This is a genomic window from Paenibacillus aurantius, from assembly GCF_032268605.1.
GTDB classification, from domain to species: domain Bacteria; phylum Bacillota; class Bacilli; order Paenibacillales; family NBRC-103111; genus Paenibacillus_AO; species Paenibacillus_AO aurantius.
Genome location: NZ_CP130318.1, coordinates 2861155 through 2887896, shown reverse-complemented (window position 1 = coordinate 2887896; position 26742 = coordinate 2861155). Strand labels below are relative to the sequence as shown.

The following is a 26742-nucleotide window of genomic DNA, read 5'->3' as shown; positions in this document are numbered from 1 at the left end:
CTTAAGAAATGGAAACAGCGACAGCCAAGGACGAGAAAATAATGTCCTGGACTGTCGCTGTTTCAACTATGTCGTCCGTTAGCGTAGTCACTTAACTCCTTATCCATTCATCGAAGCGATCTGTTACAAACTGAATCTCACTCTCTTAGGTGCCTGTCCATCGTCAACCATTTCAGCACTACTCATGCATCCATTGAGCAAAACTCGAAACAAGATTACGAACATGAAGAGCTTCAGGTCGGGTGGCTGCTTAGGATAATGTCCTTTAGTTCCATCAGAGTCTTGATTCGATAACTAGCCTGCGAGAAGTCATGTGTTTTGGTGAAGTCGTTATGGACAATAGCACAGTCGATACCAGCCGCCACGGCTGAGTTCAAGCCTCTATTTGAATCCTCTACAACCAAGGTTTCTTCTTTGGCAGCTCCGAAGCGCTTTAGGCCGGTCAAGTATGGTTCCGGGTGCGGCTTCGTGCGCTCGTAGTCTTCGCGAACAAGAACGAATTCCATGAATTGTCTAATCTGGCGCTTTTCATGAATAAGTTGAAAATCAGCACGTTTTGCAGTCGTCACGATGCTCATGCGGACGTACTTTGACAGTTCGGCTAGTGTTTCCACTACGCCTTCAATCTCTATGGCTTCTGTTCGTAGATATTCCTGATAATAGACGTTGCGGACCTCACGCTGCTTGCTGATGGTCTGTTCATCAATACCTGCCACCCTAGCTTGGGACCAAGTGCCCAATGACTGGGTCATGTCGATGAGGTATTGATCTTTATCCAAGGTAAATCCAATGTCAGCCAGAGCGCGTTCTCCCGCTTTGTAATACCAGAACTCAGTATCAACCAGAACACCATCATGATCAAAGAGTATGTACTTTTTCAATGTTTCGTTCCCCTTTGTCAGCTGCGGCAACCATATTACATCTAGATGGGACAAGATAAGTCCCCATCACGCCATACAATAAGCCTACTTCATAAATAGGCTCATGCTTTCATACTCACTTTTTGTCTCTCATTTATTTCATGGAGCAACTTGATTACTTCTCCAAATCCAATGAACAAAACTCCAGTTACAATACCACCAAACAGATAAGCAACCAAGAATCCATTCCCCATACTTAATCCAATCAATATACCACAAATAATGTTCAGAACTCCGATTCCTTGAAGAATCATGGCAACTCGGTTATCCCTATATTGCTTAGTTCGCTTCTCTTTTTTATTGACCGGTTCCTTTAAAACGAACTCCTGCATATCCATGATCAGCACTCCCCTTTTGTTATATATTACCATATCCAAAGGAGAATTTATGTATGTTTATTTATGCGATATGCCACGCGCATAGGAACGATCGTTCCCCGGTTGGTTGAGTAGAGAAATATTGTTATTTTTATTTTAATGTCTGTTCCTTGTTATTTACTTCTAAAAATTCTTCTAAATTTGGAGATTGATTATATTTAATTGAAGCTTGCTTATCCTTTTTGATAATGGCCTTAGTTAAATCAATATGATTTATGCTCGCAATGGCCACTGCGTAATGTATAACATCAACTAACTCTTTTTCTAAAGAAGCATCCCCTGAAGTTTCCTTTTGACCTTCTAACTGGTTTAGTATCTCTGCTACCTCACCAATTTCTTCTACTAGTTTCATAAACAAAGCAGATGAAGTACGTCCTTCTTTGTATTTTAGTGCTAGGTAGCTCTGTAACTCATGGAATGTTAATTGCTTCACAGGAATTCTCCCTTTTAATATTGTATTTCTTATTTCCCTAGATGAAATATGCTCTGCCATATAACGATAATCTTCCTCAAAATCGGTACGGCGGAAAATCCCAATCACCATATGCGTTATTCATTTTATCGACGACATGGAAAAACCATGCTATATCATTTTCTTAAGTTAAATACGAAGGAACTCCTTCCTCAATTCCAAACTCCGATATATCGGTTACGACAGGGCCGATATAATGCCTCTTCTTCGCCAATAATCCGTCTGCCAATGCAACATTTTTTCCGTCGTTTCTAAGAAATAACTGAATCCACTCATGAATTGCACCCCGTTGGGCATAATCAAGAGCACATTTTGTACTGCCATATATCATTAGGTTCACACTCTCCTTGATGGAGTTTGTTCAACCTATCGTACACCATTTCCAAATAGGACAAAATGGTATTAATAGATATAAATAAGCGGAACAGCCTGCCGGAATCACGCCGGCAGGCTGTTTAATTATAGTATCGTTCCCCGTTAGAGCGAAACTCCTTGTAAAGGGCGACTATTTCTCCAACTCATAACGGGTCGCAATAATACCCGAATCGAGCGTACGGCTGGACAGCAGCTTTAGCCTGAATTTCTCGAAGCCCCCGTCGAATACCGATTTCCCTCTCCCCAGGACGACCGGACAAATCGTCAGCAGGAATTCGTCGATCAGGCCGAGCTCAAGCAGCGTCTTCGCAGCCCCCGGGCTGCCGAAGATAACGAGATTTTTGCCAGGCTGCTCCTTGAGCGCCTTGATTTCCTCTGCAATTTTGTCCTTGATCAGCATCGTATTGTTCCATTCCGCCTTGTCCATCGTACCGGAAATAACGATCTTCTTAACATCCTGCAGCCATTTGGCATGCTCCATATCGTGCCTCGACGAATTCGGGTCATCCAGCACCTTGGGCCAGTAGTTCTCCATCATCTGATACGTCGTACGTCCGTAAACGGGAGAGCCGACTTCGGCTACGACCTCCTCAGCGTATTTTTCTAATTCCTCGTTGTACGGAATCCAATCGAGTCTTCCCATTGAATCTGACGCATACCCATCCAGCGACACATGCATGAACAATACGAGTTTTCTCAAGTTCGGTTCTCCTTCGATTTCGAATTTATTTTGTTCTATTTTTTGGCCGTTGTCCTGTGTTTTGTCCTGCTGTTACGTTCACTATAAACCATCACGTTACGTAAGGGTCAAGCAAAATATTTGAAAACAACAATATTGCGCGAAACTGCCGGGTAGTCGAACAAAGACTGCCGTTGCTGCCAGCAGCTATACAATTTCCTGGTATAGAGGCTCTACATCTTTCAGTAGATCAGGTATCCAGGTTTCTGATCCAAGTCTTGTATCTGTACCACCATAAACAAGCCAACGCAATGTTTTGATCAGCCAGCATAAAAGCCGCCTATCCTCAATTGCCAGTTCAGATGATCACATGAAGATCAGTTACGTAAAGGTATGCTGAAATCAAAAGTAGACCATGCCGCGGCATGGTCTTCTTGTCAATTCGCTTGATTTAAATGGCCGTTCTGGCGCTTATCATTTGCCCATCCCTAAGACCCTAATGACCTGGCAAAATTCGCTTCGTCCCCTGCTTGACTAGTAATCAACTGGCCTTCCATAAAGAAAGGAAGACGCGTTGCCGAGCAGCTTCCGCCGATCTTCCGGACGACTAACTCAAGTACCGATTACGGATGACACCCATGTGATGAAGTTCGTGTCCCGCAATGCCATACGCGATGGCGCGCGCCGTAATGCTTACGTTGTTGGCTGTGCCCTTGCGGGACCACGCCTCCTCCGGCAACCCGCGCAGCAGCGCGATCGTCGATTGCCGTACGGCCCGGTAGTCTTCAGCCAATTGGGGCATTGTCCAGTTTTCAAAAGGAGAGATGAACAATTCCTGGTCAAAACCGGGCAGAGGCGTCTGGTCCCCTCTCGCGAACCGGAGCAGGCGGTAGGTCATGACGCGTTCCCCGTCCGCGATGTGGCCAACGACTTCTTTCAGCATCCATTTTCCTTCCGCATACCGATACGCGCCTTGGCTTTCGGTCAACGATGCCAGCAGCTCGGTCATTTGCTTTTCCTGGGCGAGTAGAATGTCGATGATGTTGCCTTCCGGCACCAACCGAATATAATAGCCGAAGTCCCCAGCGTATTCTTCTTCTGACGGTCTTTGGTTCATGCGTGGTCCCCTCTCTTTGGAATTGTAGAGAATTATAGCACTCGTCTTATGTATAAGCCATCGTTTCCCTTTGGCCCCTCTCGGGGCAGCACAGATTAGGTTACTGCATGTATCAAGACAGCTGAAGGAAAGTTTAGACGTTTTCTACCAAGCCTGTTTTCTGTTCAAGATAGTGGTCTGGCGTCAAGTCCCAGACAAAGTTCCCGTGCAAGAAGAAAGGACCTTCACCCGTTGGGTGAAGGTCCTCTTCCTTATGCTTATTTCTTCTTCATTTCCGCCAGCTTCTCGGAAATTTCCTTATCGTAATCTCTACCGCCCAGCTTCACCCAGCCATCCAGCGTATTGGTCCATTCCTTCTCGAAATCGGAAGCGATAATGGCTTTGGAGAGCGCCTCGTACCCGTATTTCGTCAAGTTTACGATGTTTTTCTGGGCGACCGGACGAGGGCTGTCGATAAACGGCGCTTCTTTCCCGTACTTCTCGAACTGCTCATAGAAAGGAGTGAGGAGCTCCGCATATTCCGGGTTTGTATTCATTTTTAGAAGCTGCTCTTTGGTTGGAGGCCCCATATAACCCTGCGTCAGAAGGTTCAAGTCGCCGAGGTACCAGCCGATTTCCTTAGCGTTCTTATCCGGATCGATCGGCAGACGAAGCCCGTTCTCAACTTTGTAATGGGTTCCTTCAATCCCGCTCTGTACGACGTTGATATGCTTGGCGAGGAAGTTCAGGAACTTAACAGCGGCTTCCGGATTTTTGGTCGTTTTGGGGACCATGTTGAACAAGCCGTAGGAGCTCGCTTTCTGCATGTACTGGCTGCCGTCGCTCCGTTTGAACGGCATGACGGTGACCCACTTGGCGGTCGGAACCGTTTTTCTGGTGTTCACGGTCAAGCTCCAGGGATCGTCGTTCGAATCCACAAAGCCGGCTTGGCCCGACGTATACTGCTGGGTATATTTCTGGGAGTTGACGTCGGTGACGAACTCCTTGGAGATCAGTCCCTCTTTGTAGAGCTTGTTCATGAAAGCAAAGAATTCTTTGCCCTGCTGGGTGTCGATGGAGGAATGGAACTGTCCGCTCACCAGGTTGCCGGTCGGCATATACAGATCGATCCCCGGCCCTTCGCTGTTAACCCCCGCTCCCCACATCGGTCCGAAGAAGAACCCTTTGGCCGACTGGTTAATGGCCGGGATGGCCCACGGCACGACGTTCTCTTTGCCTACTCCGCCCGGATCCTTCTCCTTGAACGCCTTCAGCACGGTATAGAGCTCGTCGAGCGTCGTCGGGGCTTTCAGACCGAGCTTATCGAGCCAGTCCTGGCGGATCTTCATCGAGGGTCCGGCCGCTTGGCTCATCCGGAAGGCCGGAATGGCGTAGCGCTTGCCTTTATACGTTCCCGCCGTGTCTAAGGCCGGCTTGATCAGCTTATTGATGTCCGCCCCGTATTTGTCCAGCAGCTCGTCAAGCTGCCAGACTCCTCCCTGCTCGGCGTACTGGAAGACCAGATCAGCGTTATACGTAATGATAATGTCTGGTGCCTCTCCCGAAGCCATCCAAACGTTCAGCTTCTCGGTTTCTTGAGATCTTGGAAGCGGAACGTACTCCACCTCCAGGTTATCTTCCTTCAAAGCGTTCTCCTGAATCCACTTGACGATGACACTGTCTGTAATCTTCGTGCCGTCCGGCGAGTTCGAGCGGTCCCACACGGATACTCTAACCTTCTGCGGCTTTCCCGGAGTCTTCGTGGCCGAGGCCGATGAGCCGGGTGCGGGCGTGCTGGCGCTGCCGGCATCTCCGTTCTTCGAGCAGCCTGCAAATACGGTCGTAACCAGGGTGAGGGTCAAGCCAAGCAATAGACCTTTTTTCACTTCGGTTCCCCCTTCTTCCACCTACAAGATATGGATCAGCCTTTGATGGAGCCAAGCATGGCTCCCTTGACAAAATGCTTTTGCAGGAAAGGATAGACAATCAGAATCGGCAGGGTGGCAAAGACAACGGTTGCCGATTTTAGGGACTCTTCAATCACATGCAGCTGATTTTGCTGCTGCAGCGTTTCGAGAGAAGTATCCATCTGCGCGAGTAGCAGAATGTTTCTTAACTTCACCTGAAGCGGATAATAATCCGGATTGTTGATGAAGAGCACCGCATTGAAGAAAGAATTCCAATGGCCCACCGCATAGAACAAGCCGATGGTCGCCATCGAGGCTCCCGACAGGGGAAGTACGATCCGGAGCAGAAAGCGGATGTTGCCGCAGCCGTCCACGATCGCCGCTTCGCGCAATTCGTCCGGGATGCCCTGGAAGAAGGTCTTCATGATGATGACATTGAATGCGCTGATTAAGCCGGGAATCATGAGCGACCACAAGGTGTTCAGCATGCCGAGAGCCTTGACCAGCAGGAAGAAAGGAATCAGGCCTCCGCCGAACAGCATCGTGATGATCATGTAGTTCATAAAGAGGGTGCGCCCCTTCAGATCCCTCCGGGACAACGGGTACGCCGTGAGGATGGTAAAGATCATGTTAAGCGCCGTTCCGATCACCGTGATGTAGACAGTGACCCCGAGAGACCGAATTACCTGCTTATCGCCCAATACGGTCTTCATCGCGTCCCACTGCCATTCAATCGGGAAGATGGTGACGAGCCCCGTCTGGATAGCCCGGTTGCTGCTGAAGGCATTGGCTACTGCGTTGAGAAAAGGAAACAAACAAGTAAACGTGATCAGGGTGATGAGGCTGTAGTTGAGAATGTTGAAAAGAATGTCGCCTGTCGTCCGTTTGGGGGAAAGCCGTTTGGCCCTCCCTTTGGCCGCAGCCTGCATAAGATCGTCCTCCTTTCCGTTGCTCGCTTCTACCAGATTCCCTCACGGCCCATCCGTTTGGCCGCATAGTTCGCCCCGAGTACAAGGCAAAGATTGATGACGGATTGAACCATTCCCACCGCCGTCGTTAGTCCGAATTGGCCCTGCTTGATCCCGACGGAATAGATGTAAGTACTGATGACCTCCGACACATCGGTGACGACCGGGTTGGTCAGGGCCATCGGCTGCTCGATGCCTATGGAAACCATGTGGCCGATGGTTAGGATAAGCAGGACCACGACGGTCGGCATGATGCCCGGAATGGTAATGTGCCAGATCTTGCGGAAGCGTCCGGCTCCATCCATCACGGCGGCTTCATAGAGGGAAGGGTCGATGGACGTCATGGCGGCCAGATAGATGATGGTTCCCCACCCGGCTCCCGCCCAAACGCCCGTGAGGGTATAAACCGCAATCCACCAGGACTTGTCGGCCATAAAATAAATCTCGTTAAAACCGAGCTGCCGGAGGAGTTCATTGACGATCCCGTACTTGGGAGAAAGCAGATTGTACACAATGCCGCCAAGCACAATCCAGGACATGAAGTGCGGCAGGTAGAGGAGGGACTGGGAGATCCGTTTGAAATATTTGGCCCGGATTTCATTCAGCATCAGCGCCAGAATGATCGGAGCCGGGAAGCCGAAGATTAAGCCAAGAACATTCAGCGTGAGCGTGTTCCGGACCATCTGCCAGAAGGCGGGGATCTTGAGCATCTCCCGAAAATGAGTCAGTCCGGCCCAATCGCTCGCAAAAACCCCTTTAAACAGGTTGTAATCCTTGAAGGCTATCAGCAGACCGAACATGGGGACGTAAGAGAAGAGCAGGAAAAACAAGAAGCCGGGAACGAGCAGCAGATAAAGATCATAATTTTTTCTCAGTTCCTTATGAAGCGGCTTCATCTTAGCGGGAACTTCCGTTTCTCTTATCTCGGTCAAACTAGCGGAACGAGCTTCCACCTCCAATCCCTCCTTATCCAATTGTAATCGAACACAGGAAACGCTTACATTTTCGTCTGGCTGCTTCAGTCGACTTGGCCGTGAATTCAGTATACGAAAACATGTAAGCGCTATATATAGGATTTTCTGTACATTTTATTAGGTTTCTTTAACCGAATTTTCCGCCATCCCTTATAGGCTGTCGACGTGCTTCAGGCTCTCCGCGTGTCTCAGGCTCTCAACCAGCATAAGCAGAGTCATGGACTGGCCGTAAGGCATCGGACACTGCGGGATGTGCTTGTAGAAATCAAGCGTTCGTCCCATTCTCGTCCCATACGAGACTCCGTGGACCGCGCCTTTTCCGTCGATTTTGCCGATTACCGCATGGAGTGCCTTCATGCCCACTTCACGGTATTCTTCGCTGAGGTAGCCTTTGCGGATCGCCTTCAGAATCCCATAGGCGAAACCGGCCGTTGCCGACGTTTCTTCATACGAGGTGGGATCGTCCAGCAGGGTGTGCCAGAGGCCATTAGGCGACTGGAGCTCTGCAAGCTTCTGAACCTGCCGCTCCAAGGAGGACAAGAGAAAGAACTCCACGCCATGCGGAAGCTGGATAATGTCCAGAAAATCCACCAGGCCGGCCGTATACCAGGCGTTTCCTCTTCCCCACAGCGCTTTGGCAAAATTGTGATTGCCTTCGAAGGTCCACCCGTGGAAGAACAGACCGGTCCGGGTATCCGTCAAGTATTTCAGATGGACCAAAAACTGCCGGATGCTTTCCTGGACGTAATGCTCCTTGTTTAGGAGAACGCCCATTCTTCCCATGAACAGAACCGTCATGTACAGCGTGTCGTCCCACAGCTCCCCCTGGTTCGGGTTGTCGATGGCATTGTGCGTAATTCCGAACTCCATGGTTCGCGGCATTTCATCGGCCGCATAGCTCGCCCACTCCTCGCAGATCCGCAGGTAATCGGGGTTTCCCGTCAGATCGTAGAGATAGCTCAAGGTCAGCAGCGGGCACATCGTGTTCACGTTTTTGGCGGGGAGCCCTTCTTTCAAGCGCGCATCGAACCAGCCGGTCAGATAAGACAAGATGGATTCGTTACCTGTTTCCAGATAATAACGGTAAAGGGAAAACAGGCCGACTCCTTGCGACCAATCCCACTTGTCCATCGAAATGATGCTGACGGGCGTGTCCTCCTGGATGGTGATTTCCAGGTTCTGCATACCCGAAATGACTTTCTGAATCAAGCTTTCCGTTTCTTCCCTAGGCAGCGGCCTAATCATCATTCGATTCCCTCCTTTGTTCCTGCCTTAAATGTAAAAGAGAGTAAAGAAGGTTTACATACGGGAATTTTAAGGTTTTATTAGGTTTCTTTACTTCGGTTCTTGAATTCTTTAGGGGACTGTCCCTCGATCCGTTTGAATACCTGATAGAAATAAGCGTATTCCTTATAGCCGACGAGCTCGCCGACCTCATTGACTTTGTATTTGGGATCCCGCAGCAGCCGTTTGGCCGCCTCGATTCTTGCCTTTGCCACCAGATCGACGAAATTGATCCCGGTTTCCGTCCGCAGGAGCCGGCTGAGATAACTGGGGCTGATTCCGAAATGCTGGGCGACGGAGGTCAGGTTGATGGTTTCGGAGAAATGGGTGTTGATATAGTCCACCGCCTTCTTCACCATAAGGCTGTATTCCTTGTCTCCCCCTTCCACCTTGCGCTTCACGATCGTGATCCAGCCGGCCAAATAGTCCGAGGCTTCCTTAAGGCTATTCAGCCGGAAAACGTCGTCCAGCATCTGGTCAATGCTTTTCCCGAGCCCGAATTCGTTGCCCGTCAATCGGAAATAATACCGGGCGGTCGACAGGCAGACCTCGGAGAGCAGACCCTTCACCACCAGGATGTTTCCTTCGCTGTACATCCGGATTTGCTCCAGAAATCGTTCCAGGTAGCTGATCACTTCCTCGCCGGACGACTGCTCGAGCATCCGGTTGAAGTTCTCCAGGTCATGCATGATGGCGAATTTGCCGGACTCCCGGGAAACGGGATTCGCTTCGTGGAGCAAAATCTCCTCCTCCCCCCGGAAAAAGCCGGACTCCAGCAAAGCCTTCACCTCGCTGTAGGCTTCTCCCAGCTCCTTAAGCGATTTGCGGAGGTGCCCGATGGCGATATGGCAGCGCTCGCCGTTCAGGCATCGGATGCGCTCGAGCCAATCGGACGCGATCGTCTGAAGCTTCATCCGCGCTTCCCGTGTCGTGGGGATGCGGGGGAACAGGCAAACAAACAAGAGCTCGTCATTCCAGACGGTATCGATGATTTGGAGCTCCTCCTTCTCCGGTGCGGCCATTACGGTCTGAACGATCCGCTCCCGATGGGCGGAAGTCAGGGACTCCTCTCCTCCGTTGCTATACGGTTTGATGGCAATCAGCGAGAACCGGCTGTATTGAATGCCAAGCTCCCTCTGGGCAGCCGGCAGATCGGCCTCCTCCACCTTTCTCCGGATGAGATCGGTCATCCATTTGCTGCGCAGAGCCGGAAGGCTGTTCGTGTGAAGCTGCTCGAGGTCGCTGTAGTCCCGGCTCAGCTGCTCGACGGCATGCTTCTCCGATCTTGTCGCTTCGATCTCCCGGACCGCCGCCTCCACCACCCGGTACAGCTCATCATTGCGGAGAGGTTTGACGATGAGGTCGAAAGCCCCCAGGCGGACGGCTCGTTGGGCGTATTCAAACTCCTGGTATCCGGTGATGAGGATTGTTTTGGAACGGGGAAAGCGGCTGTGCATCAATTCGGACAAATACAGCCCGTCGTGACCGGGCATCCGGATGTCCGTTATGAGGATATCGGGCTGCATGTCGAGAATGAGGCGCTCCCCTTCCTCCCCATCCTCCGCCTGGCCAATTACTTCGCAGCCAAGCCGCTCCCAGTCGATCGTCTGCACAATGGACCGGACAATTAGGGGCTTGTCGTCAATCACGATAACCTTCTTCTTCATCTCGCTCCTCCTCCCGTATGATAGGCAGCCGGATCTGTATGATGGTGAACTCTCCCGGAACGCTTCGGATCGCAAGGCCGTACCCGCTTCCGTAGAGGATGCCGACCCGTTTATGTACGCTGATGATGCCGACTCTCGTGTGTTTGTCTTTAACCGGCTGGCCGGGGTATTTTTCCGGGTTCATCACTTGGTCAATCGTTTGATCGTCCATTCCGATTCCGTTATCGGATACTTCGAGAAGCAGGGTTTCGCCTTCGGCCCGGCAGCCGATTCGGATAATCCCTTTCCCGGGCTTCTCTTCGATTCCATGCTTGATCGCATTCTCCACGAGAGGCTGGAGGATGAACTTGGGCACCCGGCTGTCGAGCAGCGATTCGTCGAGCTCATAAATAATTTCGATTTTGTCCTCATAAATGATTTGGTGAATGTCCAAATATTTCCGGATGTAATCCAGCTCGTCCCGCAGGGGAAGAATATCCCCCTTCCTTCCCAGACTCTCCCGCAGCAGCGACCCCAGAAGGTAAATGAGCTCGCCGATCTGCTCCTCCCCCTTCAGCTTGGCCATGGAGTAGATCGACTCCAGGGTATTGTATAGAAAATGCGGGTTGATTTGAGCCTGCAGGGCTTTGTATTCGAACTGCAGCGTCCGGTACTCCGCCTTCTGCTTGAGGAGCTTCTCGTGATAAACCGAATTGACGAGCTCCTTGATTTTTTCGGCCATCAAATTGAATTTCTCCGCCATCAATCCGACCTCGTCCCGGCTTTTCGGCACAATGATTTTGTGGGAGAAATCAACGGAGAAACTTGTCATGCTTTGCAGTAGCATCCGGACGTTTACCGTAATGCTCTTAGAGAGGATAGCCGCCAGGATGGACGCCACAAGGAGCGAAATGATGATAATGCTGACGGTCCAGAAGGTAATGGCGGACGTGCCCCGCGTCAATTCTTCCACGGAAATGATCTGCACGATCTTCCATTTGTCCATGGAGGTGGAGAGCACCGTGAACAAATAGTTGGTCCGGTTCCATGTAAAGGACGGACTGGGGAGGTTCTCTTCGAGATACAGTTTCTTCTCCATAAAATAAGCCGCAAAGCCGGGAACGTTACCGCTTCCCTCCATAAGCTGATTGTCTTCGTTCAGAATGAGGATATTGGCGCTCGTCAGCCGGTTGATCTCCGTATAAAGATTCTCTATGTGATCGCTGCCGATCCCGAGAATGACCGTGCCGGCATAAGCCCCCGAGGTCAAGCTGTAGAGGGCTTTGGCCATCATCACGGTTCCCAGAGGACCGGGGTACCAGAGGGCTTTGCCTCTTTTTTGCTGGATCTTCTCCAGATGGGCTTCATCCGCTAATCCGGTGCCGGTTGGACTGGCGTCAAAGACCCGGCCGATTTGGTGGGAGTCGCCGTTCGGCTCCACATAAGCCGCATATTGGAAATATTCGCGGGAATAAACGAGATGGGATAAATAATTGGCGATTTCTTTGCTGCGGAAGACTTGATTGGCCGGATCCAAATTTTCCTGGGCCAGCGTACGGTCCAGCGAGGAGGTCCGGAACAGCTCGAAGGCCAGCTCCTCGATATCCGATGTCCGTTTATCGAGGTTGATTCCGATCTGCCCGATCAGGAAACGGGAATAATTCGCGGTATTGGATTTGATCGTGTTGACGGATACCTGGTAGATAACCGTTCCAATCATCAGAACCATAATCAGAATGATCAACACGAAGGAAAGGAGAAATTTCGTGTGGAGCTTCATATGGGAGGGTTTGAGCACTTCCGGAATCAAGGGGGTCACCTGCCCGAGTCTCGAGGTAGATAGCGCTTTCTTTTTAATAACTGTACCACGTCCCTCCCCAATCGGCCATCCTAATGTTTCTTAGCAGCCCAAAACAATAGACCGGGGCGCGGTCCCCCGGTCTATCCCGATTGGAATTCGGTTGCATCTGTCACCCGGTCCGTGTCGGCCGAATGCGAAGAGTGAGAAGGTCAGCCGGCTTAACCGTACCCAGATCAAGAAGGTTGTTATCGAGAGACAGCCGTCTGATGGCATCCTCCACCAGATTCACTTCCTCTACGAAGGAGACCGGAAAGGAGAAAACGATCCGGGCCCTCACCGGCCGGCCATGCGGCTCCAGAATTCGTAAGATGACGTCCTCCGAAGCGCCGCTGCTGGTGTAAGCCGGCTTGAGTGCCGTGGCAAGAAGCCCCCGCGACGGCTGCCAGCCGGCTGCGCCAAGCTCCTCCAAACGAATGGCGCCAAACGGCTCCGGAGCCGGAGCACCTCCGCTTTCCGTCGTACATACCGTCATGGGCTGGTTGAATTCCCACGCTCTCCGGTCGGCTTGACTGGCCTTCCAGTCCGAGGCATGGGGATAGACCGCATAGGCGAATTCATGGTCGCCCCGGTCGGGAAAGTTATCCGGTTCATACGAGCTTCTAACCAGCGTAAGGGATAGGGTCGATCCCTGCACGGAGCAGCCGTATTTCCCGTTGTTAAGGACGGCGAGGCCGGCGCCCTCCGGGGTACCCGTTTCCGAAACGCCGAACCAGTGGGTAGCGGGAACCTCCTGTCCGTTGGTTTCGCGGCGGATGGTTCCGAACGGAATATCAAACACGGCCTCCGGGGCTTTCAGATCCGTCGCGAACGTCACCTTCAGCATAGGGGCGTCGGTTTCGGCCGTCCCTTGTTCCTCCCAGCGAATATTTGTCAAGAAATCGATCCGTTCAATCCCCGCGTACAGACGAATTTCCTGGCGGATTTCGGAGGCTTGATGACGGTGCACAACCCATACCGATTGGAAGACGGGCCCGTTCTCTCCCGGCCGAACCTCGGCCTCTCGGAGAAGCCGGTGAATCCGCGTGATGGGACCAATCGTCCAGGCGGACATTCCGTGCGGGGCTTCCTCGTGGACCTCGAACAGATTAAAGCCGGACGCCCTCGTCATCTCCCGTTGCAGCATTTTGTCATAGAGACTCGTGACTGTACCGGATCCCTTGTGCACGGCGAGACGGTAACGGGAGTTCTCCAGCACCTCTTGGCCACCGCCTGCGGGAACGCTCATCCCGGCCACGGTAGATAAGCCCTGATCCGCAGCCTTCGCATAACGGTAAGAGGCGAAGCCGTAAGCCGGGATGCTTCCGGCCAGGAAGACGGCGGAGCCGTCGCTTAGCTTTTGCAGCGGAGTCCGGTTTCCGGCGGAATCGATCAGTTCATCCCCGGTTTCCCACGCTTCCACCTGCGGGAACCGGCTTAACGGAAGCGTGACGATATCCGTCCGGGCCCAGGAAAGCGAATTAAACACCGCCAAGACTTCCGAGGAAGAAGACGTTCCTCCATCGCCGTTAGTCGAAACGGCGGCCGGAAATGCCTTAACGATGGTCTCCATCGCTTGATCCGCCTGTTTTTCCGCCTCAAGGCCGGCAAGACGAGACGCCGGTACCGCCTCCTCATAAGTCAGCCGGATCGCACAGCCGCATACGATATCGTGGAATTGGTGGAAGCACTGGGTCCGCCACGGCTCCCGCAGCGCCTGCAGTGCTTGCCCAGCCTCCCCTCCCTGTTGGCCGGATGCCGTCCCTTCCCTTTGGCCGGAGGCCAGACGGTAGAGGTCGGCCAGGACCGCCAAGCTTTCCGCTTGAACCAGGGCATGCTCCGTTTCCCGGTTAGCTTTCTTGATGTCTCCATGCGACGTGTAGCACCCCTCGAAGGCGGGATTCAGTTCTCCCCGTATGACGGGTAGCCTAACGCCGGATTGCTCCACCTCCCGGTAGAAGGCCGTACTTCCTGAGAAGACAAATTGGGGAAGCAGACGGCTTTCGTTCAGCCGCAAGCCCCGGCGGACATCCTGTTTGGTTACGCCGCCCCCGTGGTCGCCAATGCCGTACACGTACATATTGCAGCTCAATCCGTAATCCCTGGCCATCTCGATCGTTCCCGGCACCATGTCGGAAGCATAGATCCTTCCGTTATAATGCCGCGGATCGTTGAAGGCGAGCACGCGGGATCCGTCTTCGCCTTCCCACCAGAAGAGAGGGACTCCCCGGCCCGCCCGGCAGAAGTAATAATACTTCAGCCCGGCCCGAGCGAGCAGCATCGGCATCGTCGCCGGGTGCCCGAACGTATCGGGCTCCCAGCAAATTTCCGGTGAGACCCCAAGCTCATCGCGGCAGTAGGAGATCCCCTCCAGAAACTGGCGGATCATGGTCTCGTATCCGGCCATGTTCAGATCGCCTTCCACCCAGGTAGCGGCCGTTACATCCCAGCGCCCCTGCTCGATCCGCGCCTTGATTCGGGACCATAACCCGGGTTGCTTCTCCTGCATCGCCCGGTAAGTGGCGGCTTGGCTGTGGGAGAAACAGACCTCCGGGAACTCCTCCATGATAGAGTTGACCGATTCGAAATCCCGGCGGATCAAATCCTCCGTTTCCTTCCACGGCCACAGCCAGTTCATGTCGATGTGCGCATGGCCGACCATATAGATCTTGTACCGCTTGGCAAAAGGTTCGAAGCCGCGAAGCTTCTCCCGTACCGTCCCAATGGACTCTGCTAGCTCTTCCCACCGGTTCTCTTCGAGCGCCGCTGAGGAAAAGCCCCCCAAGGCCTCCTGCAAAGAGCGGGTCAGCTCCGTTTCCTGGACAACCCCGTTCTCGAGCAGAAAGAGAACGAAGCGGAGCTCTTCGGAGAAGGTGTCCAGCGTAAAGAACCAATCTTCCACGGCGCTGATCCGGAGATCGGCATCATGAAAATAACCGAACCCGTCTCCCTTGCGGCAGTGGATCACGACGTCATAGCTTTCGTTCCCTTGGACCTCTTTCGTGAGAGGAATGGGAACGACCTTCGTGTCGGCCCAATAGTCCACGCCGTACACAAGCTCCCCGTTTAGATAGACTTGGGATCCGATTAAGAGACACAGCTCCAGCTCCGCCTCAGCGCCCGCCAGATCAAGACCCAAGTGATTCCCGGGGATACGGATTTGACGGTAAAACGTCTTGTCGCTTTCCTGGGGGGGCCAGGCAAACCGGATCCGAGCCTCCTCCCACCCTTGATGCCGTGCCGGGCACTCCTCTACCGGAATGATTTCGTTCGTATAATGCCACGTTTTCAGCGTAGAAAGCGCAGCAAGCTGCTCCTTTTTCCCCTGGAGCGCTTCTCTTAGGCGGTCAATTGAAGCAGCGGCCTCTGACAAGGACCATTGCGCAGCCGTTTCCATTCCGTCTCCTCCTCTCATACAGCGTTAACGCCATTGTTCACAGCCCTGAAACGGCATATGCTCGCCTTCTACATAACGGGGAAAAGGAAGATACGTGTTAATGCCGGGGACGGCTTCTCCGCGGAGCAGGAAGGCGGACGCCCACTGCCCGTCGGTTTTGATTCGGGTCGTCGTCGGGATGTACCGGATGGTTAAGCCACACCTTCTTCTTGCAGACTGGTTCGCGTTGGAGCCGTGGATGATGTTGGGGTTGTGCACGGAAACGCTCCCCGCCTTCAGAATCAAATCCACCGCCTTGTCCTCCTCGACTAGTGACGGATCCACCTCGGAATCCAGAACGTTCTCGATGTCCGTGCGCCGGCGCATCTGCTGCAGTTTCATCGTATGGGTTCCGGGGATGACACGGAGGCAGCCGTTCTCCTCTACAGAATCGTCTACCGCCAGCCACAGGGTGACGACTTCCATCGGTTCGAGCGGCCAGTAGCTGCCGTCCTGATGCCAAAGCACGGGACGCCCCTCGAACGGGGGCTTGGAGATATAGTGGGAGGCAAAAAGCGCGATATTCGGACCAATGAAAGCTTCCGCAATATCCAGCAGGCGTTCGTCGCTGATCAGGCGCACCCAGAAAGGATCTTTGGCTACCAGGTCGTGCGTCAGAAGCTCCGGTCGCTTCTCCGGATATTTGTGCATGAGCCAGGCTATATGCTCCTGCGCCTCCCGAACCAAGCCTTCATCCAGTACATCCGGGAATACCGCGTACCCCTGCTGATCGTAGTGATCCTTCGCTTGCGTAAGCTGTGCGTTCATGCTTATCCGCTCCTCCATATTGGTTTCTAACGCGGCAGGTCTTTGCGGTCCTTGCCCGGCCAACGCTCCAAGCCGCCGAAGGCATAAGGAATCCGCGAGTCGAAGCTCCCCAGATCAGGCAAGGGCGAGGTACGCCCGACTTGGTACCAATAAGCCGTGCTGCTCCAATCCCCCTGGCGGTCGTTCGCATGTCCATGCTCGATTGTAAACCGTAACGACTTCTCGAAATAAATCGGATCCTCGAGATGGAACCGGTATTGGGAGTGCTTGCCGGTGTAATCGTTATTTCCTTTGAAATGGTAGCCGTAATAAGGGGTGCAGTACGGCTTCTCCAGTTTGTTGTAGTTCCAGGCCCCGCAAAAATAATCCTCGGTACCCGTCCCATGAAGCGTGGGCGGCCACTTCTCGCCGTCCAGGAAGAACATGTCGTCTCCTTCCCCCCACCAGCCCGCTTCGTCCGTATCGATGTGGAGCACGCAGCCCACATAATGGCCTTTGCCGGTTGCCCGCAGAACCTCATAATTGTTCCGTCCCGTCAAGTTCAGGGCTTGAACGGTGCCGTTCGCATTCGGCCCCTGCTCCTCCGTGGCAGTGTGGAGCAGCTCTCTTCTCCAATTGGCGTGAAAGCGCCCGCATGCTTCCGGAAGCGCGTCCATCTCCTGGTAATCGATATAGAAATAGAGAAAGGAATCCGACTCCATCTCGTTCGTCACGGTGATCACCGCTCCGTTCTCATAAGGCATCGGAAACCAGGCGTTCAAGCCCAAATACGACGCTTGAAGCGGCAGCGACTCGAAATAAGCGGCTTTCCCATGACCCAAGCCGAAAAAATCCCCGAGCGGACATTGAACCGATGGCGTGTCCTCCCCGTCCCAATACATCCGGAGGACAAGGCCGCGAAGGTTGTGATTATCTTCCTTGGTCGTCAACCATATATGCTTGATTATCCCCGGGCCCGACATTTGGCCGAGGGTAACCGTTTCTCCAGCCCGGATCTTCCAATTGTCATAGTTTCCACCCGTCCTGTCGTAGGACGCATGCCGGCGGCTGCGCACTCCGCTGCCCAATCGGTAAAGCGTGCTTAAGGATTGGCTGCCCAGCATAACGGCTTTCTCCTCTCTCGGATAGCAAGTATGGGTTATTCCCTGTTACGGCAATGAATCCGTTTACAAAAGAGCTTGTCAACAAGGCTCTGTTTCCTCGGAGGACAGCTCTCGTAAGGCCTGAAAGGAAATGTCCGCATGCCTCATCATATCCTCGATGCGGACAAATTCGTCCGGCCGATGCACATGGGTATCGACTCCTCCCGGCAGACCTGCCCCAAAGGCGACTCCGTTATTCCGCAGCTTGCGGGCATAGGTACCGGCTCCCATTCTAAGAAGGACCGCTTTCTCTCCGGTCACTCTCTCGTACACCCGGCTTAAGATGCGGATAACCGGATGCTCGGGAGGAACATAAACCGGCCGGAGATGGCGGAGGATGGCCGTTTGCAGCCCATAGGCTTCCGCTTGATCCGCGACGAGGCCGAGCAGCCGGTCGCCATCCTCCTTCACCGGGTACCGGATATTGATCACCGCGGTAAGGAGATCTCCCTCCGTATAGATCTGCTTCAGAAAGACTACCGTGGAGCCGGAGACCTCATCGCTGCGGTGAATGCCGAGCAGCCTCCCGTCCGTCTCATGACCGAGTTTGTCGTTCAAGAAGGCAATCATTGGATCCGCGTCCGTCTTCATGGGAAGAGCGGCGAGCCCCTTCATCAGGTCGGCGATCGCGTTGCGAGGCTCCCCCGCCGCTTTTCCGTCAGCCGTTAGGACCGCCGCTCCGTTTTCCTTCCGCCAGGCTGTTACATTGGAGGAACCGGCTGCGACAGCCTGCCAGCCGCTCTCCGGGAAGTGACCGGAACGGAACCGGACCTCGCATTTCTCCGGGACAAGCACCATCGGCACTCCTCCCGTCAGACTGTCGATTCGAAGCTTCTCTTCTTCCTTCTGCCTATCCAGAAAACAGGTCACCGCCACATTCGCGTTTCCCATCTCCACGTTGAAGATCGGATAGCCGGCATCGGGAACGAACGCATAATCCGGTAGCGGTTCCTTGGAGAAGTAATAATCGAGATCCTTCATCCCGCTCTCCTCGTTCGTTCCGAAAATGATCCGGATCCGGCTGCGGATGGGGATGCCTTGGTCCCGGATGGCCTTCAGGCAATAAAGGGCGACGACTGCCGGTCCTTTGTTGTCCGAGGCTCCTCTGCCTATGATCCGCCCCTCTTCCACCGTTCCTCCGAAGGGCGGATAGGTCCAGCCTTCCCCTTCCTGAACGGTGTCCAAGTGGACGAGAACGGCGGTTAGGCGATCGCCGGCTCCATACTCCGCATGACCGGCATACCCGTCTACGTTCTTCGTCCGAAATCCCATTGAGGCGGCCAAGTCCAGCATATACTCCAGCGCCCGGTTGACCCCCGATCCGAACGGCTTCCCAGCTTCTCCCTCTTCTTGCACGCTCCGGATTTGGACAAGTTCCGAAATGTGATGAACGATCTCGTCCCGGTAGCGTTCCATGAGTCTGCTGCCCGTCATCCGATTTCCCGTCCTTTGCTGAGGGAATAGAGCCCACGGTCCAAGTCATCGATCAGCGTCTCGGCTTTCTCCAAGCCGATCGAGATCCGGAGAAGACCCGATGGAATCCCGGTAAGCCGGGACGCTTCCTCCGAAATCCCCAAGCCGGGAGAGTTGATCAGGCTCTCAAAGCCTCCCCAGCTAGGCCCCTCTTCGAAGAACTTCAGTCCCTTCATGAAAGCGTGGATTTGTTCGCCGCGTCCCTTCGGGACAAAGCTCAAGAGCCCGGAGCAGCCGGACATCTGCCGGCGGCCGAGCTCGTACTGCGGGTGGCTCGGAAGGCCGGGATAATAGACCCGGGAGACCGCCGGATGCTTCTCCAGAAATTGCGCCACCTTCATGGCGTTTGCCTGGTGCTCCCGCATACGCAGGGGCAGTGTACGGATCCCGCGCAGCAGCAGCCACGCTTGATGAGGATCCATTATTCCGCCCAGCATGCCTCTTTCCCGGTGCATGATTTGGGTCATCGCCTCCTTCCTGCCGATGATGACCCCGCCGATGATATCACTGTGTCCGCCTAAATATTTGGACGCCGAATGCACGACAAGGTCAATTCCGAAGCGGATCGGGTTCTGGTACATCGGGGTCGCCCATGTATTGTCGACAATCGTCGTCAGGCCATAGGCCTTGGCCAGCCGGGACAGCTCGGACAAGTCCTGGAGGCTGAATACATTGGATACGGGGCTCTCCAAATAGATCACCTTCGTATTCGGGCGGATGGCCTGCTCGAAGGCTTCCACCGACTCCGATTCCACGAAGGTCGCTTCCACCCCGAACCGGTTCAGATAGATTTCGAGAAATCCGCGTGTCGGGGCATAGACGCTTTTCGGACATAGGACATGGTCCCCCTGTTCCAGAACACTGAAAAGCGCCGAGGTAATAGCCGCCATGCCGGAAGCGAAGCATTTGGCCTCCTCCCCTTCCTCTAATGCGGCCAGCTTCTTCTCGGCCACCTCGGTGGTGGGATTCGTTACGCGCGTGTAGGTATAGCCGTGATTGACCGTTTTGCGTGTGAAGAGCGAGTTCTGAAAGATAGGAGGAACGACGGCCCCGTGAAACCGGTCGTAATCATCCCCAAGATGCGCGCAGATGTCTTCCTTCGTCCAACCCTCTAAGCTTTGACGATCGTCCATTTCCCCACTCCTAGGACAGGTATTTGTACTGCGACTGAATCAACCCGTAGTAAAGCCCGCGGCGCTCCATCAGGCCGGCGTGATTTCCCTCTTCTTTCATGACTCCGTGATCCATGACGATGATTTTGTCGGCGTTCCGGATCGTCGACAGCCGGTGCGCGATAAGGAAGGAGGTTCGCCCGGCCAGCAATGTTTTTAGGGCTTCCTGAATTTTCAGCTCCGTTTCGGTATCGATGCTGGCTGTCGCCTCATCCAGAATGAGAATACGCGGATCGCTTAGCAGAGCCCGGGCAAACGAGATCAGCTGCCGCTGCCCCATGGAGAGCACAGACCCTCTCTCCTCGACCTCGGTATCATAGCCGTTCGGAAGCTTGACGATGAAATCATGCGCATGAACGGCCTTGGCCGCCCGTTCGATTTCTTCATCGGTGGCCTCCAGCTTGCCGAAACGGATGTTGTCCCGGATCGACCCGGAGAAAATGAAGGTATCCTGCAGCACGATGCCGATCTGTTTCCGCAGGCTGTTCAGCGTGACGTCACGCAGGTCGTAGCCGTCGATGCTAACTTTCCCTTCGGTCGGGTCGTAGAACCGGCAGATCAGATTGATGATGGTGCTCTTGCCCGAGCCGGTATGGCCGACAAACGCCACGGATTGACCGGGCTCGGCCGTGAGGCTCACCCCTCTGAGAGCGGGCCTTCCCGGCTCGTACTCGAAGTGTACGCGGTCCAGTTGGATCCGTCCCTGAATCGGCGGCAGGTCCACGGCATCGTCCTTCTCGTCAATGCCCGGAAGTTCATCCATGAATTCGAAGATACGCTCGGAAGAAGCCATCGCCACCAGAAGCTGGGAATACATGCCCCCGAGCCGGTTGATGGGCTCCCAGAAGCTTCCGATATAGTTCGCAAAGGCGACCAGCAAGCCGATCGTGATGGCGCCGGACTGAACCTGATGGGAACCATACCAGAATAGGATGCACGTTCCGACAGCCATTGTTATCTCGATCAAGGGTCCGAAGCTCATGTTAAGCGAGAGTGCCCGGTTCCAATTCAGCCGGTTCCGTTCATTCACCTCCGAGAAATACCGCATGTTCGGCTGCTCCTGGGTATAGGCCTGCGTGATGCGGATTCCCTGGATCGATTCGTTGAGGTGGGCGTTCATCTGGGACTGGATCGTCCGGACTCCCTGCCAGGCCCGGCGGATCCGCAGGCGAACGGCTTGGGAGACGATGAACATCAGCGGCACCACCACCATAATCGCCACAGCCAGCTTAACGTTCAGAAAAAGCAGAATGATGATGACCGCGGTCAGCTGGATGCAATCGATCAGCAGATTAACCGCCCCGTTGGCGAAAAGATCCTGCAAAGCGTTAACGTCGTTCGTGATCCTCACCAGCACGGAGCCGGCCGGGCGCTTGTCGAAGAAACGAAAGGATAATTTCTGAATATGCTGGAACAGATCCGCCCTCAGATCGTAGATAGCCCTCTGCCCCATGACGCTCGTCAGCCGGATCCTCCCCATATTCGCTCCCCATTGAACCGCGTACAGGACGAGCATGCATCCCACATAGATTACGAGCAGGTTCCCGTTGCCTTTCATTAACGCTTTGTCGATGGACCAGCTGATGAGCAGCGGAATGGACAGCTTCGTCACCGTTCCGAGAAGGGTGAACAGGACGGTCAAGGGAATGACCTGGCGGCGATAGGGCATCAGGTAACGGAGCAGGCGGCACAACTGGGCCCAGTTGAAGGCTTTCTCCATCTCCTCGTCGTCCTGGTAAATGAACCTCGTCCGCGGCGGAGTCCGGACTTCAGGCCGGACTGGCCTGGTCTCGGCGAGCTTCGGTTGACTCATCATACAGCCCTCCCTTCGCTTCTGCCTGCTGATCGTCCAAATAATCGGCATACTGGATGCGGTAGGTTTCCCGGTAAGGTCCCGGCTTGCCCAGCAGTTCGGCATGCGTGCCCCTCTGAACCGTGGTCCCCTCTTCCAGAACGAGGATCTCATCGGCATGCTGCAGCGAGGAAATGCGGTGCGCGATTATGAAGACGGTCGTGCCGCGCAGTGTGCGAAGCCCCATCTGGATCTCATGTTCCGTTTCCATATCCACGGCACTCGTGGCGTCATCCAGAATGAGGATCCGGGGCTTGCGGATAAGCGCCCGGGCAATGGCGATCCTCTGCTTCTGGCCGCCGGATAAGCCCAAGCCCCTTTCGCCTACAACGGTATCGTAGCCGGCCGGTAGCTCTGTAATGAAGTCATGCGCCTGGGCCAGCTTGGCGGCCGCGATGATCTGCTCCATGGTCGCCTCGTTCAGGCCGTAAGCGATATTATCCCAGATGGTGGCGGAGAAGAGGAACGTTTCCTGGAAGACAACGGCCATCCGTTCCCGCAGCTGCTCGAGCCGGTAGTCCTCCAGCTTCTTTCCATCGATCGTGAGGAGGCCCGTTTTGACCGAATAGGCCCGGATGAGCAGCAGAACCGCCGTCGTTTTGCCAGAGCCGGTTCCGCCTAGCATTCCGACGATATGACCCGGGGGAGCATCCAGGTTCAGTCCGTTCAGCACCTGGTGAACGCCGTCATAAGAGAACGAAACCTCCTCGAAGCGGACATGCCCCCGGAACCCGTCCTCCGGTACGGCTAAGGCGTCCGGCTTGTTCCGGATATGCTCATATTGCTGAAGAAGATCGACCAGACGTTCGGCAGCCGCTTTCGTCTGCGTATAGACATTGATGTGGTAACCGAGCGACCATAGGGGACCGATTATGAAGCCGATCATGCCGAAGAAAGCGACCAGTTCCCCGATGGTGAGCATTTTATGCAGGGCCAGGTAACCGCCCGCACCCATCAGAATCACGAGACTTAGGTTCGCGGTCATTTCCATGGCCGGAAAGTACCGGGACCAAATGTAGGCGGTTTCAATATTCTTATCTTGATACAGACGATTTCTTTCGGAAAACTTCTCCACCTCGAAGGACTCCCGGCCGAACGATTTGACCGTGCGCACCCCGGAGATATTCTCCTGGGCGGCCGAGGTCATCCGGCTGAGCGCCTCCCTAATGGAGCGGAAGGCGGGATGGATCCGGTCCTGAAACCGGACCGCCATAAAGCCGATGACCGGCATGGTGACCATCGCAATCAGCGTCAGCTGCCAATTGATCGTGATCATGAATAAAGAGCCGAGAATGATGCAGGAGCAGAAATTGATGAAATGCCCGAACTCCCAGGCGACAAAGTGTCGGAACTGCTCCAGATCGGCCGTGAGCTTGGACATCAGGTCTCCGGTCTTGGAACGGTCATAGAAGGTGAAGGACAGGTTCTGCAGCTTCCGGTAAAGGGCGTTCCGCAGACGAAGCGCCACCCGGTTCCCGGCTCGCCCTCCGATATGCCCGTACAGGAAGCCGAACAACGCCTTCACGCTGATCAGTACGATGACGAAGAGGGCCAGAAAAGGAACCTGCCCGTAGCGGTTCTCCCCGATAACGACATCAATCAGATAGCGGAGCAATTGAGGATAGACAAGGCCGAGGGCGGTGTTCAGCGTCAGGCATAAGACGGCTAATGCAATGGTCTTGCGTTCGTCCCGGTAATATTCGTTTAGCGCCTTAAATATTTCCACGGGGCGCCTCCCTTCGGTTTCGCGCTTCTTCTGAGTCGTACTCCATTGTAGAGAATACGGGAGGCGCTTCCCATAGGAAGACCTTTACTTTTTATTAGTTATTTTTACGTCGGCTCCTGCAGCTTTCGTATGATACCCTCCATCCGTTCCTTGGTGTACCGGTAGCCGATCTCAATGCAGTGATTCACCTTGCCGAAATCAAAAGCACTGACCTCCCCTACGGAAGGATACAGGGCGATGTCGGAATGACGGTGCTCTTCCCTCATCTGCCCTTGGAGGGTCAGGTTAACAATCTGGTTGAACACGGCATAAGCCGATGGAATCGAGAAGGTGCGGCGGGTTACGAACGGGGTGACCGGGTCGACCGAAATCACCTTGGCGGCTCCCATCGCCTTGACGATCCGGACCGGACAATTGTTCAACACCCCTCCGTCCACCAGCACGTAGTCCTTCCACCGCACCGGCTGAAACAGAACGGGAATCGAGAAACTCGCCTGAACGGCCTGGGCGATGAGCGCCTCGGTTTCCGTCGAATAGCCTTCTACGGCCGAGTTGGAGAAGAGAACCGGCTCGCCGCGGCTCAGGTCCGTCGTCATTACCGCACAGGGAATACGGAAACGCGACAAAGTAGAATCTTCCGTCAGCTTGGCGATCAAGTCATGAAGCCTCTTGCCCTTCAGCCAGCCCTCCAGGTAAGGACGGTAGAACAGAACCTTCATCATGACCGCCTTCCAGTCAAAATCCAGATACCTCCGGTTAAGCTGGGGAACGACCTCCGTCATGTCATCGGGTGTGAGACCATAGGCATACAAGGCGGCGATCATGGCTCCTGAGCTTGCCCCTCCGACATGAGTGATGCGGATTCCCTCCTCTTCCAAGGCTTTTATCACGCCGATGGATACCGAACCCGGAACGCCGCCCCCGGCCAGTGCCAAGCCTACCTCCATTCTCTTTCCTCCCCCGGAAATTCTCCCGATTCGACGGCTTGAATAAACCTCCAGATTTGCTCGTTCAACGCCCGGCTCCACCGTCCGGGAAGCTCGTGCTCGGCTGCAGGCAAATAACGCACCTGAGCGATTGGGACAGCCTCGGCAAAAGAATTGCCATAGGGCGCAAACAGGATGTCCTTCTCTCCATACAGAAACAAAGCGGGCTTTGTCAGGGACGACATCCAGTCCGCACAGGAATAATGCAAATAATTTAGATAGTAGGCCCGGGCGTCTGCCGGATGGGTCCGGAGGGAGTCGAAGAACAGCCGGCGGAACATGGAGAGATCCTGGGCATTCCGCAAGGTCCCGAGAAAAGCGAGAAGCGGCAAACCTCCCAGCCGGGCTATTGCGGCCCCGAGCTTGATCAGGTTGGCGAGCAGGCCCTTCTTCATTTCCGGCAGCGCTCCTATCAGAATGGCTCCAGAAACGCGGTCGGGGTAACGGATCATAAATTCGATCGCAATGGAGGCTCCCGCCGAATACCCGCACAGGTAGACGGTTGCGAGCTGCTTTTCGTCAAGAAGCCGCCTTAAATCATCGGCCGATTGCGCGAAGCTCCACCCCCCGGGGAGGGAGCGCTTCGTCCGTGTCCGCGCAAATCCGGTACGATCGTTTGCAGGAAGGGCGACAGCTCGCTCACCTGCCTCTCAAAGACTGTCCCCGGCAGGACGGGGGGATGCACGAAGAGAAGGGGGATGCCGGACCCCCGGATGGAGCAGTGGAGATCGCCTGCGCTTCCGTTATTCTCCATTAGGCCCCCTCCATCTCTTTCAAGAAGATTTCCTATCTTTCTTTCCTTTTCCTTCCGGTTAGGGTTTGTCATTTATGGGTTCTCTATCCATCAACAACACAAATAACCGTCCGGCAAGATGCCGGACGGGATAAGGAAGACGGGGCTTTCCTTGTAACGGATGCCCTTTATAAATGCAGGAGGCTGGCCAGCAGCGTCTTGCGCTTCTCGGTCCTTGGCGGGCCGGCGTAAGCCGCGGCCACGGGAGCCGGCTCCGCCAGCTTCTGCAGGTGCGACAGGGATTTGTCGATCGCCTCGACATATTGCGAAAGCTGGTGCAGCGAGCTTCTCAGCTCGTCGAGCTCCTTGCGGTGCTGGAGCAGCTGCACGGACACGACCGTGCCCGCTTTCTCCGCCAGCTTGTGCTCCATCGCGTCGAGACGGCCGTTCAGCTGGACTGTGGTTGTCATCAGCAGCTCGGATAGGCCGGAGCCCGCAGCCTCAAGGACCTCTTCCGAAACGATAGTGGGGGCGGGAGCGGGGGATGCTTCCTCCCGGTTCACGCCCCTATTGTTCAGTTCGATCCGGTTTAAGCTGGCCCCCCGATCAAGCTCCTTCTGAATGTAGGCAAGCTCCTGAAGATCCGGCTCGCTAAAATAATAATGGCCCCAGTGGTCTTTGCGGAAACGGTCCTGGAAATGTGAAGCCCACCGTTTAATCGTTGTGGGACTGACGTTCAAGGCGGCGGCCGCTTCCTTCGTTTTGTACACGGCGGTGGTCATCGTCATCACCCTCCTCGGTCTTTACAGAAACGTATTCGCGCCGGCGAACCCATTCCCTGCAAGGCCGACAAAGGTAGTCAGCGTTCGCTAAACAAAGTGGAAAACCCCGTTTATCTTCCACAAGTGCTCTATTTTGA

At 54.4% G+C, this 26742-nt stretch carries 21 protein-coding genes and 1 pseudogene; all 22 read right to left on the bottom strand.

Annotated elements, in window-relative coordinates; genetic code table 11:
• Positions 1-233: 233 nt before the first annotated feature.
• The gene (locus MJA45_RS13105) at positions 234-881 is read right to left on the bottom strand and encodes an HAD family hydrolase (protein WP_315607692.1); all 648 of its coding nucleotides are present in this window, start codon (positions 879-881) and stop codon (positions 234-236) included.
• A gap of 101 nt (positions 882-982) precedes the next feature.
• Positions 983-1258: a hypothetical protein gene (locus MJA45_RS13100; protein ID WP_315607691.1), complete on the bottom strand. Its 276-nt coding sequence runs from the start codon at positions 1256-1258 to the stop codon at positions 983-985.
• Between the two features lie 130 nt (positions 1259-1388).
• Positions 1389-1841, bottom strand: a complete 453-nt coding sequence (locus MJA45_RS13095; RefSeq protein ID WP_315607690.1) for a MazG nucleotide pyrophosphohydrolase domain-containing protein — start codon at positions 1839-1841, stop codon at positions 1389-1391.
• A gap of 433 nt (positions 1842-2274) precedes the next feature.
• Positions 2275-2844: a dihydrofolate reductase family protein gene (locus tag MJA45_RS13090; protein ID WP_315607689.1), complete on the bottom strand. Its 570-nt coding sequence runs from the start codon at positions 2842-2844 to the stop codon at positions 2275-2277.
• Positions 2845-3430: 586 nt separating this feature from the next.
• Positions 3431-3940 carry a DinB family protein gene (locus MJA45_RS13085; RefSeq protein ID WP_315607688.1) on the bottom strand — a complete coding sequence of 170 codons (510 nt, stop codon included), beginning with the start codon at positions 3938-3940 and terminating at the stop codon, positions 3431-3433.
• 257 nt (positions 3941-4197) lie between these two features.
• Positions 4198-5805: an extracellular solute-binding protein gene (locus MJA45_RS13080; RefSeq protein WP_315607687.1), complete on the bottom strand. Its 1608-nt coding sequence runs from the start codon at positions 5803-5805 to the stop codon at positions 4198-4200.
• A 35-nt stretch (positions 5806-5840) separates the two neighbouring features.
• Positions 5841-6755, bottom strand: coding sequence for a carbohydrate ABC transporter permease (locus MJA45_RS13075; protein ID WP_315607686.1), 915 nt, complete (start codon positions 6753-6755; stop codon positions 5841-5843).
• 29 nt (positions 6756-6784) lie between these two features.
• Positions 6785-7747: an ABC transporter permease gene (locus MJA45_RS13070; RefSeq protein WP_315607685.1), complete on the bottom strand. Its 963-nt coding sequence runs from the start codon at positions 7745-7747 to the stop codon at positions 6785-6787.
• Between the two features lie 171 nt (positions 7748-7918).
• Positions 7919-9016, bottom strand: coding sequence for a beta-galactosidase BglB (gene bglB / locus MJA45_RS13065; protein WP_315607684.1), 1098 nt, complete (start codon positions 9014-9016; stop codon positions 7919-7921).
• A gap of 77 nt (positions 9017-9093) precedes the next feature.
• Positions 9094-10719, bottom strand: a complete 1626-nt coding sequence (locus tag MJA45_RS13060; RefSeq protein WP_315607683.1) for a response regulator — start codon at positions 10717-10719, stop codon at positions 9094-9096.
• Complete coding sequence (locus MJA45_RS13055; RefSeq protein WP_315607682.1) at positions 10694-12478, bottom strand: sensor histidine kinase; 1785 nt, start codon at positions 12476-12478, stop codon at positions 10694-10696. Before MJA45_RS13055 ends, MJA45_RS13060 begins: the two co-directional genes overlap by 26 nt.
• 190 nt (positions 12479-12668) lie before the next feature.
• Complete coding sequence (locus MJA45_RS13050) at positions 12669-15932, bottom strand: alpha-mannosidase (protein ID WP_315607681.1); 3264 nt, start codon at positions 15930-15932, stop codon at positions 12669-12671.
• A 24-nt stretch (positions 15933-15956) separates the two neighbouring features.
• Positions 15957-16739, bottom strand: coding sequence for a phytanoyl-CoA dioxygenase family protein (locus tag MJA45_RS13045; protein WP_315607680.1), 783 nt, complete (start codon positions 16737-16739; stop codon positions 15957-15959).
• Between the two features lie 26 nt (positions 16740-16765).
• Entirely contained in the window at positions 16766-17842 is a 1077-nt protein-coding gene (locus MJA45_RS13040; RefSeq protein WP_315607679.1) for a glycoside hydrolase family 172 protein, read from the bottom strand.
• 78 nt (positions 17843-17920) lie between these two features.
• The gene (locus tag MJA45_RS13035; RefSeq protein ID WP_315607678.1) at positions 17921-19315 is read right to left on the bottom strand and encodes a Sapep family Mn(2+)-dependent dipeptidase; all 1395 of its coding nucleotides are present in this window, start codon (positions 19313-19315) and stop codon (positions 17921-17923) included.
• Positions 19312-20487: a trans-sulfuration enzyme family protein gene (locus tag MJA45_RS13030; protein WP_315607677.1), complete on the bottom strand. Its 1176-nt coding sequence runs from the start codon at positions 20485-20487 to the stop codon at positions 19312-19314. The genes MJA45_RS13035 and MJA45_RS13030 overlap by 4 nt, the downstream gene beginning before the upstream one ends.
• 10 nt (positions 20488-20497) lie before the next feature.
• A complete protein-coding gene (locus MJA45_RS13025) occupies positions 20498-22339 on the bottom strand; it encodes an ABC transporter ATP-binding protein (RefSeq protein WP_315607676.1) in 1842 nt (613 codons plus the stop codon).
• The gene (locus MJA45_RS13020) at positions 22296-24104 is read right to left on the bottom strand and encodes an ABC transporter ATP-binding protein (RefSeq protein WP_315607675.1); all 1809 of its coding nucleotides are present in this window, start codon (positions 24102-24104) and stop codon (positions 22296-22298) included. The genes MJA45_RS13025 and MJA45_RS13020 overlap by 44 nt, the downstream gene beginning before the upstream one ends.
• Before the next feature lie 104 nt (positions 24105-24208).
• A complete protein-coding gene (locus MJA45_RS13015; protein ID WP_315607674.1) occupies positions 24209-25051 on the bottom strand; it encodes a patatin-like phospholipase family protein in 843 nt (280 codons plus the stop codon).
• Positions 25042-25650: pseudogene (locus tag MJA45_RS13010) on the bottom strand (alpha/beta fold hydrolase); the annotation flags it as partial. The pseudogene MJA45_RS13010 and the gene MJA45_RS13015, both read right to left, overlap by 10 nt.
• Positions 25623-25844 carry an alpha/beta fold hydrolase gene (locus tag MJA45_RS13005; protein ID WP_315607673.1) on the bottom strand — a complete coding sequence of 74 codons (222 nt, stop codon included), beginning with the start codon at positions 25842-25844 and terminating at the stop codon, positions 25623-25625. The gene MJA45_RS13005 and the pseudogene MJA45_RS13010, both read right to left, overlap by 28 nt.
• 167 nt (positions 25845-26011) lie before the next feature.
• Positions 26012-26605 (bottom strand): MerR family transcriptional regulator, encoded by a 594-nt coding sequence (locus MJA45_RS13000; RefSeq protein WP_315607672.1) that lies wholly within the window; start codon positions 26603-26605, stop codon positions 26012-26014.
• Positions 26606-26742: the final 137 nt, after the last annotated feature.

Bases quoted from the DNA above. Each gene is read 5' to 3' on its own strand.
- MJA45_RS13030 (WP_315607677.1), bottom strand. From the start codon at position 20,487: ATGGACGATCGTCAAAGCTTAGAGGGTTGGACGAAGGAAGACATCTGC.
- MJA45_RS13085 (WP_315607688.1), bottom strand. From the start codon at position 3,940: ATGAACCAAAGACCGTCAGAAGAAGAATACGCTGGGGACTTCGGCTAT.
- MJA45_RS13035 (WP_315607678.1), bottom strand. From the start codon at position 19,315: ATGACGGGCAGCAGACTCATGGAACGCTACCGGGACGAGATCGTTCAT.
- MJA45_RS13040 (WP_315607679.1), bottom strand. From the start codon at position 17,842: ATGCTGGGCAGCCAATCCTTAAGCACGCTTTACCGATTGGGCAGCGGA.
- MJA45_RS13095 (WP_315607690.1), bottom strand. From the start codon at position 1,841: ATGGTGATTGGGATTTTCCGCCGTACCGATTTTGAGGAAGATTATCGT.
- MJA45_RS13050 (WP_315607681.1), bottom strand. From the start codon at position 15,932: ATGGAAACGGCTGCGCAATGGTCCTTGTCAGAGGCCGCTGCTTCAATT.
- MJA45_RS13025 (WP_315607676.1), bottom strand. From the start codon at position 22,339: ATGAGTCAACCGAAGCTCGCCGAGACCAGGCCAGTCCGGCCTGAAGTC.
- bglB (WP_315607684.1), bottom strand. From the start codon at position 9,016: ATGATGATTAGGCCGCTGCCTAGGGAAGAAACGGAAAGCTTGATTCAG.
- MJA45_RS13000 (WP_315607672.1), bottom strand. From the start codon at position 26,605: ATGACCACCGCCGTGTACAAAACGAAGGAAGCGGCCGCCGCCTTGAAC.
- MJA45_RS13005 (WP_315607673.1), bottom strand. From the start codon at position 25,844: ATGGAGAATAACGGAAGCGCAGGCGATCTCCACTGCTCCATCCGGGGG.
- MJA45_RS13015 (WP_315607674.1), bottom strand. From the start codon at position 25,051: ATGGAGGTAGGCTTGGCACTGGCCGGGGGCGGCGTTCCGGGTTCGGTA.
- MJA45_RS13055 (WP_315607682.1), bottom strand. From the start codon at position 12,478: ATGAAGCTCCACACGAAATTTCTCCTTTCCTTCGTGTTGATCATTCTG.
- MJA45_RS13060 (WP_315607683.1), bottom strand. From the start codon at position 10,719: ATGAAGAAGAAGGTTATCGTGATTGACGACAAGCCCCTAATTGTCCGG.
- MJA45_RS13045 (WP_315607680.1), bottom strand. From the start codon at position 16,739: ATGAACGCACAGCTTACGCAAGCGAAGGATCACTACGATCAGCAGGGG.
- MJA45_RS13100 (WP_315607691.1), bottom strand. From the start codon at position 1,258: ATGGATATGCAGGAGTTCGTTTTAAAGGAACCGGTCAATAAAAAAGAG.
- MJA45_RS13075 (WP_315607686.1), bottom strand. From the start codon at position 6,755: ATGCAGGCTGCGGCCAAAGGGAGGGCCAAACGGCTTTCCCCCAAACGG.